Source organism: Rhodocyclus tenuis (assembly GCF_014197755.1).
Lineage (GTDB): Bacteria > Pseudomonadota > Gammaproteobacteria > Burkholderiales > Rhodocyclaceae > Rhodocyclus > Rhodocyclus tenuis.
This window is the reverse complement of the sequence record NZ_JACIGE010000004.1, coordinates 97,236-116,003: the sequence shown is the minus strand read 5'-3', so window position 1 is coordinate 116,003 and position 18,768 is coordinate 97,236. Positions and strand designations below refer to the sequence as shown.

Genomic DNA, 18,768 nt, shown 5'->3' with positions numbered 1-18,768 from the left:
GCTGCGGCAAACATCCGGCGACCAGCCGGGGCCAGCGGCAGAGCGACTGACGGGTATAATCGCGCTTTTATTCAAGCGGGACCGACACGATCATGGAAGCCGAACAGCTCAACGCCCTTGCCAACCGCTTCGCCGACCTCGACCAGCGCGCGAACGAACTGCGGAGGTATCTTTGACTACGATCAGAAGCACGACCAACTGATCGCAGTCAGCCGCGAACTCGAAGACCCGAAGGTCTGGGACAACCCGGAGCGGGCGCAGGAACTCGGCAAGGAAAAGAAAGCGCTCGAAGGCGTCGTCCTCGTCCTCGACCGTGTCGCCTCCGGTCTGGTTGATGCCAAGGACCTGTTCGACATGGCACGTGATGAAGACGACGACGACACGCTGCTCGCCGTCGCCGCCGACATCGACGGCATCGAGAAGGACGTCGGTGGTCTCGAATTCCGCCGCATGTTCAACAACCCGGCCGACCCGCTCAACACCTTCATCGACATCCAGGCCGGTGCCGGTGGCACCGAGGCGCAGGACTGGGCGTCGATGCTGCTGCGCATGTACCTCAAGTACGGCGAGCGCAAGGGCTTCACGGTCGAAGTGCTGGAAGAATCCGAAGGCGAAGTCGCCGGCATCAAGACGGCGACGATCAAGCTCTCCGGCGAGTACGCCTACGGCATGCTGCGCTCGGAGTCGGGTATCCACCGGCTGGTACGCAAATCGCCGTTCGACTCGAACGCACGTCGCCACACCAGCTTCTGCTCGGTCTTCGCTTACCCGGAAATCGACGACTCCTTCGAGATCGAGGTAAATCCGGCGGACCTGCGCGTCGATACCTACCGCGCCTCGGGTGCCGGCGGACAGCACATCAACAAGACCGACTCGGCGGTGCGCATCACGCACATCCCCTCGGGAATCGTCGTGCAGTGCCAGAACGACCGCTCGCAGCACCGCAACCGCGCCGAAGCAATGGCGATGCTGAAGTCGCGCCTGTACGAAGCCGAACTGCGCAAGCGTCAGGCCGAACAGCAGAAGCTCGAAGACGCCAAGACCGACATCGGCTGGGGCCACCAGATCCGTTCCTACGTGCTCGACCAGTCGCGCATCAAGGATCTGCGTACCAACGTCGAAGTCGGCAATACGCAAGGCGTCCTCGACGGCGACCTCGACATCTTCATTGAGGCCAGCCTGAAACAGGGCGTGTAAAAGCAGCGGCCGGACGGTGGGCTGAGCCCGCCGCAGGCCCTGCCCTCCGCACCACCGCGACGCCATTGCCGTATCACGAAACCCCGAATCTGCCCGAACTGCCATTCCGAACATCACTGCAACCGCTCATCGACCAGGCCCCGCCATGACCGAACAAACGCCCTCGCCCTCGCCGACCGCTGCCGCCGACGAAAACCACATCATTGCCGAACGCCGTGCCAAGCTCGCCGAATGGCGCACGCAGGGCCATGCCTACCCGAACGACTTCGCGCGCGAGAACACCGCCGGCGTCATCCTTGACGCCTACTGCGAGAAAACCGGCGAAGAGCTGGAAGCGACGCCGGTCGAAGTGAAGATCGCCGGGCGAATGATGCTCAAGCGAGTGATGGGCAAGGCCGCCTTCGCCTCGCTGCAGGACCTCTCCGGCCGCATCCAGATCTACGTCGCCGCCGACCGCGTCGGCGCCGAGACGCTGGCCGACTTCAAGCGCTGGGACATCGGCGACATTGTCGGCGCCGTCGGCGTGCTCTTCCGCACGCGCACCGGCGAGCTGACCGTGCAGTGTTCCGAACTGCGCCTGCTGTCGAAGTCGCTGCGCCCGCTGCCCGAGAAATTCCACGGCCTGACCGACCAGGAACAGAAGTACCGCGCGCGCTACCTCGACCTGATCACCAACGACGACTCGCGCAACACCTTCATCGCGCGTAGCCGGCTGGTGCAGTCGATCCGCAACTATATGAGCACGCACGGCTTCCTCGAAGTCGAGACGCCGATGATGCACCCGATCCCCGGCGGCGCCGCGGCGCGTCCGTTCAAGACGCACCACAACGCGCTCGACCTCGAAATGTTCCTGCGCATCGCGCCCGAGCTCTACCTCAAGCGCCTGGTCGTCGGCGGTCTTGAGAAGGTGTTCGAACTCAACCGCAATTTCCGCAACGAAGGGCTGTCGCCGCGGCACAACCCCGAGTTCACGATGATGGAGTTCTACGAGGCCTACAGCGAATACAAGAAGCTGATGGACTTCACCGAAGGCCTGCTGCGCCACGCCGCGCGCGAAGCGCTCGGCACCGAGGTGTTCGAGTATCAGGGTCGTACGCTCGACCTGTCGCAACCCTTCGCTCGCCTGACCATCGTCGAGGCGATCCGTCAGGAGCGCCCCGACATCACGCTCGAACAGCTCGCCGACGCCGACTGGCTGCGCGCCAAGCTGGCGGCGATGAAGGTCGCGACGCGTCCGGACATGGGACTCGGCGCGCTGCAACTGATGATGTTCGAGGAAGTCGCTGAAGCGAAGCTGTGGTCGCCGACCTTCATCATCGACTACCCGGCCGAGGTCAGCCCGCTGGCGCGGCGCAGCGACAGCAACCCGGAGATCACCGAGCGCTTCGAGCTGTTCATCGTCGGCCGCGAGATCGCCAACGGCTTCTCCGAACTGAACGACCCGGAGGACCAGGCCGCGCGCTTCCTCGAGCAGGTCAAGGCCAAGGACGCCGGCGATGAAGAGGCGATGTATTACGACGCCGACTACATCCGCGCGCTCGAATACGGCCTGCCGCCGACCGGCGGCTGCGGCATCGGCATCGACCGGCTGGTGATGCTGCTCACCGACAGTGCCAACATCCGCGACGTGATTCTCTTCCCCCAGATGCGCCCCGAGTAGTGCGGCGACCGGCTGCGCTTGCTCATGCGGCGTTGCGCGCCCCCTTGCATGGCGCTGCCATGCGGCGGCGGCGCGCGCCTTGCCTGAGCGGCGCTCGCTCGGTCGTGAGGTTTGGGTGGGCTTGCAAGACCTTGCTTACCTGCTGATCCAGCCCAGTCATCGTGATCGAAGCGGCGCAGCTCAGCTTCTCGCCCGAAGGCATTCCTTTTTCGGAGGCCTACGGCGACGTCTACCACACGCGCAGCGGCGGGATCGGTCAGGCGCGACACGTCTTTCTCGGCGGCAACGGCCTGCCGCAGCGCTGGCAGGGGCGTTGCCGCTTCACCATCGTCGAGACGGGCTTCGGGCTGGGCATCAACTTCCTCGCCACCTGGGCCGCGTGGCGCGCCGATCCGCAACGCTGCACGCAGCTGCATTTCATCTCTTTCGAGAAGCACCCGTTTGCTGTCGCCGACCTGGCCACGGCGTACTCTGCGCTGCTCGACGCGCCGGCAAGCAAGCCGCAGCCGCCGATGGCAGACGACAAGCGAGCGGCAACGCGCCACTGCTGCGAGACCGGCACAGCCGATACTGCGCTCGGCGAACTCGCTCTCGATCTGCAAAGCGTCTGGCCCCCGACCGTTGCCGGGCGGCATGAGCTGCACTTCGATCAGGCGCAAGTCAGGCTGAGCCTTGTCTTCGCCGACGCCAGAGACGCGCTGCCACAACTGACACAGCAGGCGGAACTGGCTGACGCCTTTTACCTCGACGGTTTCTCGCCGGCGAAGAATCCGGAACTCTGGAACGCCAGCCTGCTCAGCCAACTTGCCCGTCTGGCAGCGCCCGGTGCGACGCTCGCCACGTGGTCGGTAGCTTCCGGCGTGCGTCAGGCGCTGACTGACAGCGGCTGGCAGATCGAGAAACTGCCCGGCTTCTCCGGCAAGCGCGAAATGCTGCGTGCCCATCGTCCCTGAAAGATCGGGCGCGACCGGCGGCAGGCAGCGGGCTTTGTAAGCTTCTGTTGCAACAGTCGGCTCAGCCGCTTGCCTCCGCGTTGTTCGGGGATCACCAACGCACCGGGAATCCGCGCAATGAACACCCCCAGCAAGGCTCCTGCCGTCGCCGCCGCGCATTCGACACATCCGCTCGTTCTCGGCGCGGCCATTGCCGTGATTGCTGCCAGCCTGACGGGCATCGCCCACTTTGCCGGCTGGTTGCCATCAGCGCAGCCGGCAGCTGCCGTCGCCAGCGCCGCTGCGGAAAATGCGCCGCTCACGTCGGCGGCGCCGGCAAGCGCTGTCACGCCAAACTTAACGACACAGCCGACTGCCGCCAATCCAGCCAGCCCTGCCAGCGCGCCGCGCCATCGCGTCAGCCAGGCGCAGGCCGACATCTCGACGCCGGCACACGCGAGAACGCAGCAAACAGCTCGCAATAACGCAGGCGAAGTCATCGACGCCACCCCGGCCGCCGGCTACCCGCCAGCGCCGCCGATCTGCCTGGATTGCGGGACGGTGGAGAGCGTGCGCGAAATCGGGCAGGAAGCTCAGGGCAGTGGTTTGGGTGCCGTCACTGGCGGCGTTCTCGGTGGAGTGATCGGCCATCAGATCGGCAACGGCCGGGGCCGCGATGTGGCAACGGTAGTCGGTGCGCTCGGTGGCGCATTCGCCGGCAATGCCACCGAGAAGAACCTGCGCAGTACGCGCCAATACCAGATCATCGTACGACTTGAAGATGGCAGCGCGCGTGTCCTCACCCAGAACCAGGCTCCCTCATGGCAGATCGGCGATCACGTCAGGGTGACAAACGGGCAGATCAGCGCCTATTAGGCGTTTTCCGGCAAAAACGACCGGGCAATCGACTCTGCCGCTGCCGCGAAGTCGGCGGAACAGACCGGCATCGAGAAATGGTAGCCCTGGATGTAGTTGCAGCCCATCTGCCGCAACTGCGCCAGTTGTTCGGCGTCTTCGACGCCTTCGGCGACCACTTGCAGGCGCAGGCTGCGCGCCATGGCGATGATCGCCTCGACCAGGGCACGGTCGTTCTCGTTGCGGTTCAGGTCGCGGATGAAGGACTTGTCGATCTTCACCGTATCGACCGGGAAACGCTTGAGGTAGGACAGCGATGAATAGCCCGTGCCGAAATCATCAAGGTAAATGCGGAAGCCGCTTTCGCGCAGCTCCCGCAACCAGGACTGCGAACGGCCAACGTCGGCAAGCAGAACGCCTTCGGTGATTTCGAGAACCAGCCGTGACGCGTCGACGCCATGGCGGCGAACTGCGTCAAGCACGACGGCCGGCGGCAAGCCTTCGGGAATCTGGCGTGCCGATATGTTGAGCGACAGGTAGAGGTCGCGTCCCTCGCGCTGCCACTCGGCCAGACGCAGACAGGCCTCTTCCAGACACCACAGGCCGATGTCGACGATGAGTCCGGTTTCTTCGGCCAGCGGGATGAAGGCATCGGGAACGATCAGTCCCTTCTCGTGATGCTGCCAGCGGATCAGTGCTTCGGCGCCGACCACGCGTTTGCCGCTCAGATCGACGACGGGCTGCAGGAACAGCTTGAACTCGTTGCGCCGCAGCGCGAGCTGCATGTCGGTTTCCAGCGTCCGCCGACGTTCGGCGGTTTCTGCCATGGCGGGATCAAAGAAGCTGAAGCGTCCACCACCACTTGCCTTGGCGCGATCAAGCGCCAGCTCGGCATTGCGCAACAGCGTCGGCAGGTCGGCACCGTCGCCGGGAAACAGCGTGATGCCGATGCTGGCGCCGAGCTGGATCGGTGTGCCATGGCCGTCGTAGCTGCGGCGCAGGGCGCGGACGATGCGCTCGCCAACGCTCGCCGCCAGTGCTTCATCGTCGATACGCGGCAGGATTGCCGCAAATTCGTCGCCGCCCATACGCGCAACGATGTCAGAGTCCTTCAGGCAGGAAAGGATGCGCGACGACGCAGCCTTGAGAATGCTGTCGCCGACCGGCAGACCGAGGGCGTCGTTGATGCGCTTGAAACCATCGAGATCAATCAGCAGAAAGGCAAAACCATTTTCGCTGCCGCTTGTGCAGTGCTGCATCTCAGCCTGCAACTGCTGTTCAAGCCCGGGGCGGTTGGCGATACCGGTCAGCGGATCGGTGACCGCCTGATGGCGTGCGGAATCCTCGGCTTGCCGCCGTTCGGTGACGTTGCTGACGACGCCCTGAACGCGCTCGTCGCCAATCGGGCTGAGCACGACATTCAACCAGCGGGTGTTGCCGTCGCCATGGAGAAACTCGAGATCAGCCGCGAGCGTCAGATTTTCATCGACACAGCGAGCAAGCAGTTCCGGCAAGCTTGAGGGCTGCTGCCAAGGCAGGGTGAGCAGGCTGATTCCCGCCGAATCGACCGACAGATAGGCCGGCAATTCGAACAGGCGGGCCAGCGCCGGGTTGCGCGATTCAACCACGCCGTCACGTCTGGCGATGAAAATGCCGGTCTCGGCATTATCGAAGATCGCGCGGTATTTCTTCTCGTCGAATTCGCGCTGGATGCGCAACTTGCGCTCGTCGTCGAGCGATGCGACCAGTTGATCGGCGAGCGCGTTGACGTCGGCGACCAGACCACCCAGCTCGGCGCCCGGATCGACCCGGCCGATGGCGAGACGGTCACCGGCGGCGGCGTCCATGCGGTGCAGTTGCAGCGACAGGCCCTGAATCGGCCGAACGATCTGACGCAGCATGACGAAGGCAATCACCGACACCAGCGCGGCGAGCAGCAGCCAGAGCAGAATGCCGATGAAGCGCACCTCTTCGATGACGGTGCGTTCCACCGCCTCGGGGTCGGGATCAAGCAGAATCTCGCCCACTGTCAGCGCGCTGTTGAAAGGCGAGACGATCGGCCGGCGTATGCGCGCTTCGGCCGCGCGCGCCAGCGCGATTTCACCGACACCGCTGCGCCGGGCGCTGGCCAACTCGCCCGAATTGCTGCGGATGACGACCGCCAGCGCCTCGCTGTTCTTGAGCAGGCCGCGGGCAAGCTCGCGCGCCAGCGCCTGATCTTCGACAAAACAGGCAATGCTGGCGGTGCTTTCCACCGTACCGAGCAACTCACCGAGGCGCTGGGAAGTCTGTTGCTGAGCCCGCTCATGAGTCACCCAGGCAGTGATCCCGATGAAGATCAGTCCCACCCCGATCGCGCTGGAAACGACCGCCACCGCCGCGATGTAGAGGATGCTGTGTCCTTTGCCGAGGGGTAGCGTTTTCATCGTTCAGCGGAAAACTCGAAAACAACACGGACGCGCGAATCGAGATGCGCGCGCTCAAGATAACCGACAGCTCCCGGCGTCTCGCTGACGAAGCGCAAGAGATCGGCTTCGCCACGCATCTGCCGCGGTGGCGAGGTTCGCCCGGAAAAGACCAGTCGGGCCCAGTACGCATTGATGTCGGCGAGGTCCTTGTTCACCAGCAGCCGGTAAAAGGCTTCCTTTTCCGCACTGCCGGCGGGCAGGTCAGCGGGTAGTGCGGTCATTCCCGAGGGCAACTGCCGGAAGCGCCCGAGAAAAATATTGACCACCTCTTCGCGGCCGAGACGCTCGACGCCGCTCTTCGCGTTGGCAATGACCACCAGTTCAGCCAGGCACTCGCGGGCTGGCAGCAGCAGCGCGCCGAGACAAAGCAGAAGGGGTAGAAGTCTGCGTGCCATGGCTAGAAGATGAAATCGAGCGCGAGGCTGAACACGTTCATGCGGCCGTCGTAGTCGGCTTGACGCCAGCGCACCAGATATCGCGAGTCCGCAGAGCCTCGCACGAAATCGACCTGCGCCTTCAAGGCCATGTCGCGCCGGAAATCCCAGCGCACGCCGACAAAGCTGGTGAACTGGTCGGTTCCCGTCGCGGCCGAAAGCGAGTCGATCTCGGGCTGGAGCGCCGCCATGAGGGGACCGGCAGAGAGCGGCTTCGCCGTTGAATGGCTGTAGGAGCGACCAACAAAGGGCGTCAGATCGCCCAGACGATAGCCGGCGATGACATATGCCGAGCGCGAATCCTGATACGCCGCGGTGTCGTACTTCGTCCGGCTGGCCATCAACTGCACCTGCAAGGGCCCCTGGTCGTAGCTGATACCGGCCGAATAGAAGCGGGCAAGCTTGCCGTCGACCGAAAGCGCATCGGCAACCGCCTGCGCTTGCGGAATGCCGCTTGCCGCCAGCCCGCTGCGCAAGTCTGAAACTGGTGCCGGCAGTTCGCCCTTGAAGCGCAATTGCGCATAGCCCACACGCCACAGCCAGGCCCCCTGCTGGTAGTCGACATGCCCTCCCGCCACCAGCGAACCGCCAAGATCAAAGCTCTCGTAGCTGATCGGGGTCTGTTCCCGCATCAAGCCGCCGTAGAGCTTGCCGCGCAGCAAGCCGCTCGCGAAAGGCGCAGCGGCAACGACATCGCCTCCGTCGACATAGGAAATCGGCAGGCTGCCGAAGTAATCCACCGGCGGCCGGATCGGCAGGTAGGAGTAGCCGACCATGCGCGAGTCGGCAAGCATGTAGAACTCGGTACCGACGCGGCCAAGGCGCAAGCTGAGTTGCGGGTTCGGGTCGAACTTGAGGAAAGCCCAGGTCAGCTCCGGACGGAACGAGCCATCGTAACGGTAGCGACTGACTGCCTGAACCACGGCCTCAAGGTCGTCGCGAATCTGATAGTTGGCCTGAACACCGGCCACGGTGTCGACCTTCGCCGACCAGCTCCGGTTGAGGCCCCCGGGCTGCGTCAGATCGCGAATGTACTCAGCCTGATCCGTGGACGAACGCGCCATGCCGAGCGTGCCGAAACCGCGTAGCGAAAGGCCGCTGACGAGCGGTTCGGCAATCTCTTCGGCCAGCGCCGGCATGGCACTCAGCGCCGCGCCCAGACACAGGAAGCCGAGGAAGGAACGACTCGAAAAACGCCGGCAACGCGTCTGCAACGCATCGCGCCTGGCTGCCGCTGCGCCCCGCTTCACGATTGCCGGAAAATTGATGGTCATGATTGTCTTTTGGCAGCGATCGGCACTGACAGTGCCAATTCAGGTAAAAATCAGCATCTTCTGGGAGCAATCTTAGCAAATGGATGAGCAAGCCGACGCAAGACGCGAGCATTTTTCGATTATTTAACTGGCTTGGCCCGACAAGCCAGGCGCTTCTGGCAGCTCTGCCATGAAAGACGCGGCACTTTCCGGGATGCTAAGATTTGCCCAGCGACTAGGATGACTCATCCACACTCAACGTAAAGAGAAGCCATGAAACTCGAGACCCTTGCCGTCCATGCCGGCTACAGCCCAGATCCGACCACGCGCGCGGCGGCCGTGCCGATTTACCAGACCACCTCCTACGCCTTCGACGACACGCAACACGGTGCCGACTTGTTTGACCTCAAGGTCCCCGGCAATATCTACACGCGCATCATGAACCCGACTCAGGACGTGCTGGAAAAGCGCGTCGCCGCGCTTGAGGGCGGCATCGCCGCGCTGGCGCTGGCCTCGGGCATGGCGGCGGTCACTTACGCCATCCAGACCATCGCCGAAGCCGGCGACAACATCGTCTCCTCGTCGACGCTCTACGGCGGCACCTACAACCTGTTCGCGCATACGCTGCCGCAGTACGGCATTGACGTGCGTTTTGCCGATTACCGCGACCCCGGTGCTTTCGAGCGGCAGATCGACGCGCGCACCAAAGCCATCTTCTGTGAGTCGATCGGCAACCCGCTCGGCAATATCACCGACTTCGAAACGCTGGCCGAAATCGCGCACCGGCACGGCATTCCGCTGATCGTTGACAACACCGTCCCCTCGCCCTATCTCTGCCGCCCGTTCGAGCATGGCGCCGACATCGTCGTGCACGCGCTGACCAAGTACCTGGGCGGACACGGCACATCGATCGGCGGCGCCATTGTCGATAGCGGCAAGTTCCCGTGGGCGGCGCACAAGGAGAGGTTCCGCCGGCTCAACGAACCCGACGTCTCCTACCACGGCGTCGTCTATACCGAGGCGCTTGGTCCGGCCGCCTACATCGGCCGCGCGCGCGTCGTGCCGCTGCGCAACATGGGTGCCGCAATTTCACCTTTCAACGCCTTCCTCATCCTGCAGGGAATCGAAACGCTGCCGCTACGCATGGAGCGCACCTGCGAAAACGCGCAGCAGATCGCGCAGTTCCTGCAGCAGCACAGCAAGGTCAACTGGGTCAATTACGCCGGACTGGCAACTCACCCCGACCATGCGCTGGCGAGCAAATACATGCGAGGCAAGGCCTCCGGCATCCTCACCTTCGGCGTCAAGGGCGGCAGCGAGGCCGGCGCACGCTTCCAGGATGCGCTGAAGCTGTTCACCCGGCTGGTCAATATTGGCGACGCCAAGTCGCTGGCCTGCCACCCGGCGTCGACGACGCACCGCCAGCTGTCTCCCGACGAACTGGCACGCGCCGGCGTCTCCGCAGACATGATCCGTCTGTCGATCGGCATCGAGCACATCGACGACCTGATCGCCGATCTGGAACAGGCGCTCGCTGCCGCCTGAACCCAGACGCTGCCGCTGCAAAGCAAAGAGCCCGGAAAACTCCGGGCTCTTTTTTCTTGCCTGCCAGAAAAACGGGAAGTCTGGCGCCTACTTCAACTGTTCGTAGAGCAGCGACAGGATCTTGCGCGGCGTCTCCGAGCGGTCGACGCCACCTTCGCGCGACAGCACCTGCACGGTCGAGATGGCGCCGTCGTCGCGAACGTAGATGCGGTACTGCGTTTTCGCGTCGGCGTCGCCCGATTTGCCTTTCCAGAAAGCGAGCTTCGACAGCACGCCATCATCCTTCTTCTGGTTATCGACTTCGGGATCGACGTAGCGAACGAAGTAGAGACCCTTGGAACGATCCCGATCCTCGACCGTAAAGCCGACGCGATCGAGTGCCAGGCCGACACGACGCCAGGCACGATCGAAGGCTTCGTCAACCTCAAGGCTGCCGACGCCGTCGTTGCCGCGTGCCAGCTTGGCCTTTTCAGCCGGCTTGCCTTGCGCCGCGGCCATTGCTGCGGTCGCACGCTTTTCGTCGGTGCCGAAGCGCACCATCAAGCGACGCAGCATTTCGGCTTCGAGATCCGGATCGGCCGGACGCGGCTGCCAGCGCGTCTGGTCCTTGCCTTCGGTGACGAAGGTTTCGTACATGCCGCGATGGCTGATGAAGATGTCGGTCGTTCCCGGCGTGCTGCCAGGTTCCAGACGCGTGCGGAACTTGTCGCGTTCGGCTGTCGAGTAGAGCGAGTCGAGCACCTTGCCGAGGAAGCTGCGCAGCATGTCCTGCGGAATCTTGGCCCGGTTCTCGGCCCAGTCGGTTTCCATGACGCCGGCTTCGGGGTACTCCAGATTGACGATGAAGCCCGTTTCCTGCCAGAAATCCTTGACGACTTCCCATACCTTGTCGGGCGATTCGGCGACAACCAGCCAGCGCTGTGTTCCCGAGCGCTCGATGCGCGTCTTGTCGACGTCGGGCAGCACTTCGCTCTGTTGTGCCGCCTTTGCCTGTGGCGACCGTTCGGCACTGTAGGCCGAGAACGTGGCACCGCCTTTGCCCGCGATATCGGGCACCGAGAAGCGGTCATCGCGCGAAGGCGCAACGAGATCGGGGGGAACTTCCAGCCGGGGAACCTTGGCCGTGGCGCTGGTCTTGTAGTCGATTTTCTTCGACTCGAAGATGGTACCGGCGCAACCGGCCAGCGCCATCGCCAGAAAGACCGGCGTACAACGAAAGACTATCGATTTCATGCGGGAATCTGAGACTTTCATCGTGGAGTGGACACCAAGGGCAACATTGGCGCTCATGCAGCAAGCCCCGCCTGGCGCAGCGCAGCGCGCACACGTTCGTGGCACGCGGCCGACAGCGGTGTCAGCGGCAGACGGATGCCACCACCGATCAGGCCGAGTTGCTCACATGCCCACTTGACGGGAATCGGGTTGGCTTCGCAGAAGAGCTGGCGGTGCAGACCGAGCAAGCGGAAATTGAGTTCGCGCGCAAGAGCCAGATCACCGGCCAGCGCAGCCGCGCACATCTCGTGCATCAGCCGTGGCGCGACGTTGGCAACGACCGAAATGTCGCCCTTGGCGCCGAGCAGGATCAGCGCGCAGGCGCTGGGGTCATCACCGCTATAGACAGCGAAGTCAGCGGGCGCACGCGCGATCAGATCGAGGCCGCGTTCGATGTTGCCGGTGGCGTCCTTGATGCCGACGATGTTCGGAATCTGCGCCAGCCGCAAGACCGTGTCGTTCGCCAGATCGGCGACGGTACGACCGGGAACGTTGTAGAGGATGATCGGCAGGTCAACGGCTTCGGCGATCGCCGCGAAGTGGCGGTAGAGGCCTTCCTGCGTCGGTTTGTTGTAGTAAGGCGTCACCGACAGGGCAGCGTCAGCGCCGGCTTCCTTGGCAAAACGGGTCAGCGCAATGGCCTCGGCGGTCGAATTAGCGCCGGCGCCGGCGATCACCGGGATACGTCCGGCAGCATGTTCAACCGCGACGCGAATCAAGGCGTGGTGTTCGTCGACAGTGACCGTCGGCGACTCGCCGGAAGTGCCGACGACGACGATGGCGTCGGTGCCTTCCTGCACATGGAAGTCAATCAGGCGGCGCAAACCATCGTAATCAAGGCTGCCATCCTCCTGCATCGGGGTGACAATCGCAACGATCGATCCGGTAATCATGGTGCGGGATCCGTCAGGAAAAGTGAGCGGGGAATTCTAACCGAAGGCGCATGACCTGCCTATGAAAACGGCCGTCATGCAAAGACTGCTTACAGATCGCCCTAGAGATCAGCCAGCGCGCGCAAATGCGCGGCGACGCTGCGCGCCAGCGAAGAGAGCGAATAGCCGCCTTCAAGCATGGAAACGATGCGCCCCTGCGCCGTTTCCTTGGCAATACGGCGCACCTCGTCGGTCACCCAGGCGAAGTCCTTCTCGGTCAGGCGCATATTGCCCATCTCGTCTTCGCCATGCGCGTCGAAACCCGCCGAGATCAATACCATCTGCGGTCGGAACTGGCGCAGACGCGGCAGCCACTGCTCGCTGACGACGGCACGGAACTGCTCGCTGTCAGCACCCGCCGGTAAGGGTACGTTGAGCATGTTGTCGGCGTGAGAGTCGGCACCGCAGTAGGGGAAGAACGGGTGCTGGAAGATGCTCGTCATCAACACGCGCGGATCGTTGCGGAATGCATCCTCAGTACCGTTGCCGTGGTGTACGTCGAAATCGACGATGGCCACGCGTTCGAGGCCATGTGCCGCCAGCGCATGCGCCGCCGCGACGGCAATGTTGTTGAAGAAACAGAAACCCATCGCATTCTCGCGCTCGGCGTGGTGACCGGGCGGACGCACGGCGCAGAAGGCATTCTCCACTTCGCCGCGCATCACCAGATCAACCGCCTCGATGCCGGCTCCGGCCGAACGCAACGCCGCCTGCCAGGTGTGCGGGCACATCGCCGTATCGGGATCGAGATGGACAATGCCGAGCTGCGGCGATTTGCGCTTGAGGTGTTCGAGATGCGCAGCGGGATGAACGCGTGCAAGCTGTTCCAGCGTCGCCAGCGGCGCCTCGTGGTGCACGAAGTAGGCCTCGAGTCCCTGCGCGATGAGGTGGTCACTGATTGCACTGAGCCGCGCCGGCGACTCCGGGTGATACGAACCCATATCGTGCAGGTAGCAGTCGCGGTGAGAGATGAATGCTGTACTGGTCACGCTGACCTTTCTCGGACGGTGCGCAAGGGCTGGAACCGGCGTCCCGCTGGCAAGGCAGGCGCAGGCGAAGCGGAAGTCGAATACGGAAGAGAAAGCGCCGGCAGCCGAAAACGACGGAACGGCCCCATGCCAAGCGCGTCGAATGGATCGATCTGCTTATACTTCATTATCGTCCCTTTGCCGCTCCAACGACAAGCCATGCCCACACAAGCTCCCGCCCCGCTGCGCAAGGAATCGCCGCTTGCGGAGATTCTTGATGCCACCAACCGGGTCATCCTCGGCAAAGATGGCGAAATCCGGATGGCGCTTGCCTGCCTGCTGGCCCGCGGTCACCTGCTGATCGAGGATCTGCCCGGTGTCGGCAAGACGACGCTGGCGCATACGCTGGCGGCAGTGCTCGGCATGCGTTTTTCGCGCATCCAGTTCACCAGTGACATGCTGCCGGCGGACATCATCGGCATCTCGATCTTCGAGCGCGAGCGCTCCTCCTTCCGCTTCATCCCCGGGCCGATCTTCGCGCATGTCGTCCTTGCCGACGAAATCAATCGCGCCACGCCGAAAACGCAGAGCGCGCTCCTCGAAGCGATGGAGGAACACCAGGTGACCAGCGAAGGTGAAACGCGGCCGATGCCCGATCCGTTCTTCGTCATCGCCACGCAGAATCCCTCGCATCACATCGGCGCCTATCCCCTACCCGAATCGCAGCTTGACCGTTTCATGATGCGTATCGCCCTCGGTTACCCCGACCATGCCGCCGAGCGTGCCTTGCTCGAAGGCGGCGGCCGTCGCGAATCGGCCGCCAGCGTCAGCGCCTGTCTGGCGCCGGGGATGCTGGCGCAGCTGCAGAGTCAGGCGGCGGCAGTCCACGTCGCCCCGGCCCTGCTCGACTATGTGCAAGCCTTGCTTGCGGCAACGCGCGACGAGCCACGCTTCGTGCATGGACTCAGCCCGCGCGCGGCATTGGCGCTGCTCGCCGCGGCGCGTGCCTGGGCCTTCATCGACGGCCGCGCGATGGTGCTGCCGGAAGACGTGCAGACCGTACTACCGGCGATCGCTCGCCATCGTCTGCGCCTGGCGCAGACGGGCAGCGGCGCCGGCAGCGACGACATCGCCGAGCTTGTCCAGCGAACGCCGCTCTCCTGAAGCGACGGACCGAGCCCGCCACTCCGATGCGTCTGCCGGCGGCATCCCTCCCGTTTGTCGAAGCCATGCGCCAGCGGCTGTTCCGCTTCGGGCAGGAGCAGCGTTTGCCGGTGGTACTCACGCAGCGCCGCATCTTCATCGTACCGAGCGGCGCTGGCGTGATGTTCGCGCTGGTCCTCGCCATCATGCTGATCGGCGCGATCAACTACGAACTCGGCCTCGGCCACGCGCTCGTCTTCCTGCTCGCGTCGATCGGCGTCGTCACCATCCTGCACACCTTCCGCAACCTGGTCGCGCTCGAGATCAGCCCCGGCCGCAGCGAAGCGGTCTTCGCCGGCGACAGCGCGCACTTCGTCATCCATGTCGACAACCCGACGGCGCGGCCGCGGCAAGCGCTCGAGATGGCTTTCGGCAAGGCTGCCGCCGTCGTCTTCGACCTCGCGGCCACTGAGCGACGCTCCGTCAGCGTGAGCTTGCCGACCCACCGGCGCGGCCTTCTCGACCCCGGCCGCCTGACCCTGACGACGCGTTACCCGCTCGGCCTGCTGCGCGCCTGGAGCTACCCGCATCCGCCGCTCTCCTGTCTCGTCTATCCGCGCCCGCAGATGTCGCCACTGCCCGGCCTGAGCAATGCAAACGCCGCGCCGCGCGGCGCTGGTGGTGAGATTGGCGACGATGACTTCGCCGGTCTGCGCCAGAGGCAGCCCGGCGACTCGCTGCGTCACGTGGCGTGGAAAGTGGCAGCGCGCGATGGAGGCGAAGCTTCCTTGCTGGTCAAGCAGTTTGCCGGTAACGGGGCTGGCGAGCGCTGGCTTGAATGGACGCAGACGACTCCCACGAATGACGTCGAAGCCCGTTTGTCGCAGCTGGCTGGCTGGGTTCTCGCCGCCGAGCGGGCCGGCACAGCCTACGGCCTGCGCCTGCCTGGACAAGCAATCCCTCCGGCCGCTGGCGAAGCGCATCGCGCCGCCTGTCTGGAGGCGCTGGCCCTGTATGGCGAAAGCTGAGCCAGCGCCGGTCGACCGCGGCGCCCTGCCCTGGCTGCTCGCCGCCGCGCTCGCCACTGCCGCGCCGCATGCCGGGCACCTGCCCGTATGGCTCTCGCTGCTCGCCGGCGCGCTGCTGCTCTGGCGCGTCTGGCTGTGGCGACAGAACGCCTCCCTGCCGCCGCGCTGGCTGCTGGCACTGCTCACGCTCGCCGGCGTTGCCGCCATCGGCTGGCAATACCGCACGCTGTTCGGCCGGGACGCCGGCGTTGCCCTGCTCTTTCTCTTCATGGCCGCCAAACCGATGGAAATGCGCACGCGCCGCGACGCGCTAGTACTGGTCATGCTCGGCTATTTCCTGCTGCTGACGCATTTCTTCTACGCGCAGAGCATCCCCGTCGGCGCCTGGCTGCTGGCGACGGCGACGCTGCTCTCGGCTGTGCTCATCCGCCTCTACGGCGGCGCGCAAACACCACGCAGCATCGGTAGTCTGGCTGCGAAAATCAGCCTGCAGGCCTTGCCGCTGAGCTTGCTGCTCTTCCTGCTCTTCCCGCGCGTTGCCGGCCCCCTGTGGGGATTGCCGCAGGATGCGCACGCCGGCGTCAGCGGACTGTCCGAGCGCATGGCACCGGGCTCGATCAGTTCCTTGATCCAGTCTGGGGCGATCGCCATGCGCGTGCGTTTTGCCGGCGCCATTCCTCCACAGTCCGATCTCTACTGGCGTGGCCCGGTGTTTGACGACTACGACGGACAGACCTGGCGTGCTCTGCCGGCCCCGGCCGGCAGAGCGTCGGCAGCGCCCACGGTGGCCATCGCCGCCGACGCACGCAGCGTCAGCTATGCAAGCACGCTCGAAGCGCACAACCAGCGCTGGCTGCTGGCACTCGACCTGCCAACGACGCTGCCTGCAGGCGCCGAACTCTCCGGCCGCCTTGCCGCAATCGCGCGCGAGCCGGTACGCAGTCGCGGGCTTTACAACTTCAGCTCGACGCTCGACTTCGTTGCCAACCGCGACGAGGCTCCGGAAGTCCTGCAACAAGCGCTGCAGCTGCCCGAGGGCTTCAACCCGCGCGCACGCGCCCTCGCCGCCGGCTGGCGTGGCGAAGCCCCCGGGCAGATCATCAACCGCGCACTGAGCTTCTTCGGCGAGCAGTCCTTTGCCTATACGCTGCAGCCGCCACTGCTTGGCCGCGACGCGGTCGATGACTTCCTCTTTGCGGCGCGGCGCGGCTTCTGCGAGCACTACGCTGGCGCTTTCGTCTTCCTGATGCGCGCTGCCGGCGTACCCGCGCGCGTCGTCGCCGGCTATCAGGGGGGCGAGGAGAACCCGGTCGACGGCTATCTGGTCGTTCGTCAGTCCGACGCGCATGCCTGGGCCGAGGTGTGGCTGGCCGGACGCGGCTGGCAGCGTGTCGATCCGACAGCGGCGGTGGCACCAGCGCGCGTCGAGCAGGGCGTCGCCTCGGCGCTGCCCGCCGGTGAAGAGCTACCACTGGCGATGCGCTTTGACGCCGAATGGATGCGCGCGCTGCGCTACCGCTGGGAAGCGGTCAACAACAGCTGGAACCAGTGGGTGCTCGGCTATACGCCCGAACGCCAGCGCGACACGCTGGCGCGACTCGGGCTCGGCAAGGCCGACTGGCGAACACTGACGCTGGCGCTGGGAGCAGCAGCCGGCATTGCGCTCACCGCTTTGACGCTAGCCGGTTTCCGGCGAGGCAGGCCACTCGATCCGGCCGAGCACGAATGGCAGCGCTTCTGCCGGCAACTGCGTCGGCGCGGGCTGATCCGCGCCGACTGGGAAGGCCCACTGGCCTTCGCTGCACGCGTTGCCGATGAACGACCTGAACTCGCCGCCTTGACCACCGCCGCCGCCGGCCATTACGCTGTGCTGCGTTACGGCCACGGAAACGCAGACAATCTGGTCGGTCTGCGCCAATGCGTACGCGACGCCGCGCACGCTCCCGCCCGTCTTTTCGCGGAGACCAGCATTTGAAACTGCACGCCCCGATTCTCGCTGCTAGCTACGCCGTTCTGTTCGCCTTCGCCAACAGCGCCGACGCCAGCAGTCAGCAGCACAGACCGTCAGCAGCGCACTCCCGCCACATCGCCAAAGCGCATCAGGCGCCTGCCCACCGCAGCAATGTCCCCTTCGGCGCCGAAACCGCCGTCGCCGCCTTTATCGCCGACATGCATGCGCAGCACGGCTTCGACAGCGAAGAGTTGCAGCGCTTGTTCGCTTCGATTCATCCGAACGAGCAGGTGCTGCGCGCCATCGCACCGGCGGCAGCGCCAGAGCAGCAGCGCTCCTGGCAGCGCTACCGGGCGCGTTTCGTGAACGCCCGACGCATCGACGGCGGACTGCGTTTCTGGCAGGAAAACGCCGTGAGCCTGCGCCGCGCCGAAGCCGACTACGGTGTCCCGCCGGAGATCGTCGTCGCGATCATCGGCGTCGAAACCGAATACGGCACCAACACCGGCCGCTTCGGACTGTTCGAAGCGCTGGCGACGCTCGCCTTCCACTACCCGCCGCGTGCCGCCTTCTTTCGTGACGAACTCGCCGCCCTGCTCGTGAACGCACGCGACGCCGGCGCCGATCCGCTCACGCTGCGCGGCTCCTACGCCGGCGCCGGCGGCATTGCGCAGTTCATGCCGAGCAGCATCCGGCGCTTCGCCATCGATTACGACGGTGACCGGCGTATCGATCTGGCGCACAGCCCGGCCGACGCCATCGGCAGCGTCGCCCGCTATCTTGCGATCCATGGCTGGCAAGCCGCTGCGCCAGTGGCGTTGCCGGCGCTGGTCGAAGGCGACCCGGCGCCCCTGCTTGCGGCGGGAATCAAGCCGACGCTGACGCTCGCCGAACTGGCGCACCGGGGAATTCTCACCACCGTGAGCGGCAACGAGATGCGCCCGGCAGCGCTGGTCGAGCTGGTGACGCCCGACGAGGCGACCGAGTACTGGGCAGCTTTCGACAACTTCTGGGTGATCACGCGCTACAACCGCTCGAGTTTCTATGCGATGGCGGTCTTCCAGCTGGCGGAAGCCTTGCGCGCGGCAAACGCGCCACTGCTGCCAGCCAGCGAACGCTGAAGCCGGCCC

15 protein-coding genes are annotated in these 18,768 nt (G+C 64.9%); 9 read left to right on the top strand and 6 right to left on the bottom strand.

Translation table 11 applies throughout. The annotated features are described in order from the left end of the window. The first annotated feature begins 92 nt into the window (after positions 1 to 92). From prfB to GGD90_RS07005, 4 genes are all read left to right on the top strand, one after another. A protein-coding gene (prfB, locus tag GGD90_RS07020) for a peptide chain release factor 2 (RefSeq protein ID WP_153115563.1) occupies positions 93 to 1,197 on the top strand; the annotation gives its coding sequence in 2 pieces (ribosomal slippage) (positions 93 to 173 and positions 175 to 1,197; 1,104 coding nt in all). A 145-nt stretch (positions 1,198 to 1,342) separates the two neighbouring features. Next, complete coding sequence (lysS, locus tag GGD90_RS07015) at positions 1,343 to 2,857, top strand: lysine--tRNA ligase (RefSeq protein ID WP_153115562.1); 1,515 nt, start codon at positions 1,343 to 1,345, stop codon at positions 2,855 to 2,857. Positions 2,858 to 3,018: 161 nt separating this feature from the next. Continuing rightward, on the top strand, positions 3,019 to 3,810 hold the full coding sequence (gene mnmD / locus GGD90_RS07010; RefSeq protein ID WP_407690628.1) for a tRNA (5-methylaminomethyl-2-thiouridine)(34)-methyltransferase MnmD: 792 nt from the start codon (positions 3,019 to 3,021) through the stop codon (positions 3,808 to 3,810). 117 nt (positions 3,811 to 3,927) lie between these two features. After that, positions 3,928 to 4,665, top strand: a complete 738-nt coding sequence (locus tag GGD90_RS07005) for an outer membrane lipoprotein (protein ID WP_153115560.1) — start codon at positions 3,928 to 3,930, stop codon at positions 4,663 to 4,665. On the opposite strand, the gene GGD90_RS07000 is transcribed toward GGD90_RS07005, so the two are convergent. From GGD90_RS07000 to GGD90_RS06990, 3 genes are read right to left on the bottom strand one after another with little or no spacing between them, the layout of a single operon-like run. Next, positions 4,662 to 7,070 (bottom strand): putative bifunctional diguanylate cyclase/phosphodiesterase, encoded by a 2,409-nt coding sequence (locus tag GGD90_RS07000; protein ID WP_153115559.1) that lies wholly within the window; start codon positions 7,068 to 7,070, stop codon positions 4,662 to 4,664. The two genes, GGD90_RS07005 and GGD90_RS07000, sit on opposite strands and share 4 nt — an antisense overlap. After that, on the bottom strand, positions 7,067 to 7,507 hold the full coding sequence (locus GGD90_RS06995) for a type 2 periplasmic-binding domain-containing protein (RefSeq protein ID WP_153115558.1): 441 nt from the start codon (positions 7,505 to 7,507) through the stop codon (positions 7,067 to 7,069). Before GGD90_RS06995 ends, GGD90_RS07000 begins: the two co-directional genes overlap by 4 nt. Before the next feature lie 2 nt (positions 7,508 to 7,509). Beyond that, positions 7,510 to 8,820 carry a porin gene (locus GGD90_RS06990; RefSeq protein WP_153115557.1) on the bottom strand — a complete coding sequence of 437 codons (1,311 nt, stop codon included), beginning with the start codon at positions 8,818 to 8,820 and terminating at the stop codon, positions 7,510 to 7,512. Positions 8,821 to 9,072: 252 nt separating this feature from the next. On the opposite strand from GGD90_RS06990, the gene GGD90_RS06985 reads away from it, so the two are divergent. Further along, a complete protein-coding gene (locus tag GGD90_RS06985) occupies positions 9,073 to 10,344 on the top strand; it encodes a bifunctional O-acetylhomoserine aminocarboxypropyltransferase/cysteine synthase (protein WP_153115556.1) in 1,272 nt (423 codons plus the stop codon). 87 nt (positions 10,345 to 10,431) lie between these two features. Here GGD90_RS06985 and bamC read toward each other — a convergent pair whose 3' ends face one another. The 3 genes from bamC to GGD90_RS06970 form a co-directional block, all read right to left on the bottom strand. Next, complete coding sequence (gene bamC, locus GGD90_RS06980) at positions 10,432 to 11,577, bottom strand: outer membrane protein assembly factor BamC (protein ID WP_153115555.1); 1,146 nt, start codon at positions 11,575 to 11,577, stop codon at positions 10,432 to 10,434. Positions 11,578 to 11,630: 53 nt separating this feature from the next. After that, entirely contained in the window at positions 11,631 to 12,509 is an 879-nt protein-coding gene (dapA, locus tag GGD90_RS06975; RefSeq protein ID WP_153115554.1) for a 4-hydroxy-tetrahydrodipicolinate synthase, read from the bottom strand. A gap of 101 nt (positions 12,510 to 12,610) precedes the next feature. After that, the gene (locus GGD90_RS06970; protein WP_153115553.1) at positions 12,611 to 13,537 is read right to left on the bottom strand and encodes a histone deacetylase family protein; all 927 of its coding nucleotides are present in this window, start codon (positions 13,535 to 13,537) and stop codon (positions 12,611 to 12,613) included. A 198-nt stretch (positions 13,538 to 13,735) separates the two neighbouring features. On the opposite strand from GGD90_RS06970, the gene GGD90_RS06965 reads away from it, so the two are divergent. From GGD90_RS06965 to mltB, 4 genes are read left to right on the top strand one after another with little or no spacing between them, the layout of a single operon-like run. Further along, positions 13,736 to 14,680 carry an AAA family ATPase gene (locus GGD90_RS06965; protein ID WP_153115552.1) on the top strand — a complete coding sequence of 315 codons (945 nt, stop codon included), beginning with the start codon at positions 13,736 to 13,738 and terminating at the stop codon, positions 14,678 to 14,680. Between the two features lie 26 nt (positions 14,681 to 14,706). Next, the gene (locus GGD90_RS06960) at positions 14,707 to 15,687 is read left to right on the top strand and encodes a DUF58 domain-containing protein (protein ID WP_153115551.1); all 981 of its coding nucleotides are present in this window, start codon (positions 14,707 to 14,709) and stop codon (positions 15,685 to 15,687) included. Further along, the gene (locus tag GGD90_RS06955; protein WP_153115550.1) at positions 15,674 to 17,662 is read left to right on the top strand and encodes a transglutaminase TgpA family protein; all 1,989 of its coding nucleotides are present in this window, start codon (positions 15,674 to 15,676) and stop codon (positions 17,660 to 17,662) included. The genes GGD90_RS06960 and GGD90_RS06955 overlap by 14 nt, the downstream gene beginning before the upstream one ends. Then, entirely contained in the window at positions 17,659 to 18,759 is a 1,101-nt protein-coding gene (gene mltB, locus GGD90_RS06950) for a lytic murein transglycosylase B (protein WP_228273654.1), read from the top strand. Before GGD90_RS06955 ends, mltB begins: the two co-directional genes overlap by 4 nt. The last annotated feature ends 9 nt before the right edge of the window (positions 18,760 to 18,768 follow it).

Excerpts from the sequence above, each read along its gene's own strand:
- lysS (WP_153115562.1), top strand. The coding sequence starts at position 1,343 with ATGACCGAACAAACGCCCTCGCCCTCGCCGACCGCTGCCGCCGACGAA.
- GGD90_RS07005 (WP_153115560.1), top strand. The coding sequence starts at position 3,928 with ATGAACACCCCCAGCAAGGCTCCTGCCGTCGCCGCCGCGCATTCGACA.
- GGD90_RS07000 (WP_153115559.1), bottom strand. The coding sequence starts at position 7,070 with ATGAAAACGCTACCCCTCGGCAAAGGACACAGCATCCTCTACATCGCG.
- GGD90_RS06995 (WP_153115558.1), bottom strand. The coding sequence starts at position 7,507 with ATGGCACGCAGACTTCTACCCCTTCTGCTTTGTCTCGGCGCGCTGCTG.
- GGD90_RS06990 (WP_153115557.1), bottom strand. The coding sequence starts at position 8,820 with ATGACCATCAATTTTCCGGCAATCGTGAAGCGGGGCGCAGCGGCAGCC.
- GGD90_RS06985 (WP_153115556.1), top strand. The coding sequence starts at position 9,073 with ATGAAACTCGAGACCCTTGCCGTCCATGCCGGCTACAGCCCAGATCCG.
- bamC (WP_153115555.1), bottom strand. The coding sequence starts at position 11,577 with ATGAAATCGATAGTCTTTCGTTGTACGCCGGTCTTTCTGGCGATGGCG.
- dapA (WP_153115554.1), bottom strand. The coding sequence starts at position 12,509 with ATGATTACCGGATCGATCGTTGCGATTGTCACCCCGATGCAGGAGGAT.
- GGD90_RS06965 (WP_153115552.1), top strand. The coding sequence starts at position 13,736 with ATGCCCACACAAGCTCCCGCCCCGCTGCGCAAGGAATCGCCGCTTGCG.
- GGD90_RS06960 (WP_153115551.1), top strand. The coding sequence starts at position 14,707 with ATGCGTCTGCCGGCGGCATCCCTCCCGTTTGTCGAAGCCATGCGCCAG.
- GGD90_RS06955 (WP_153115550.1), top strand. The coding sequence starts at position 15,674 with ATGGCGAAAGCTGAGCCAGCGCCGGTCGACCGCGGCGCCCTGCCCTGG.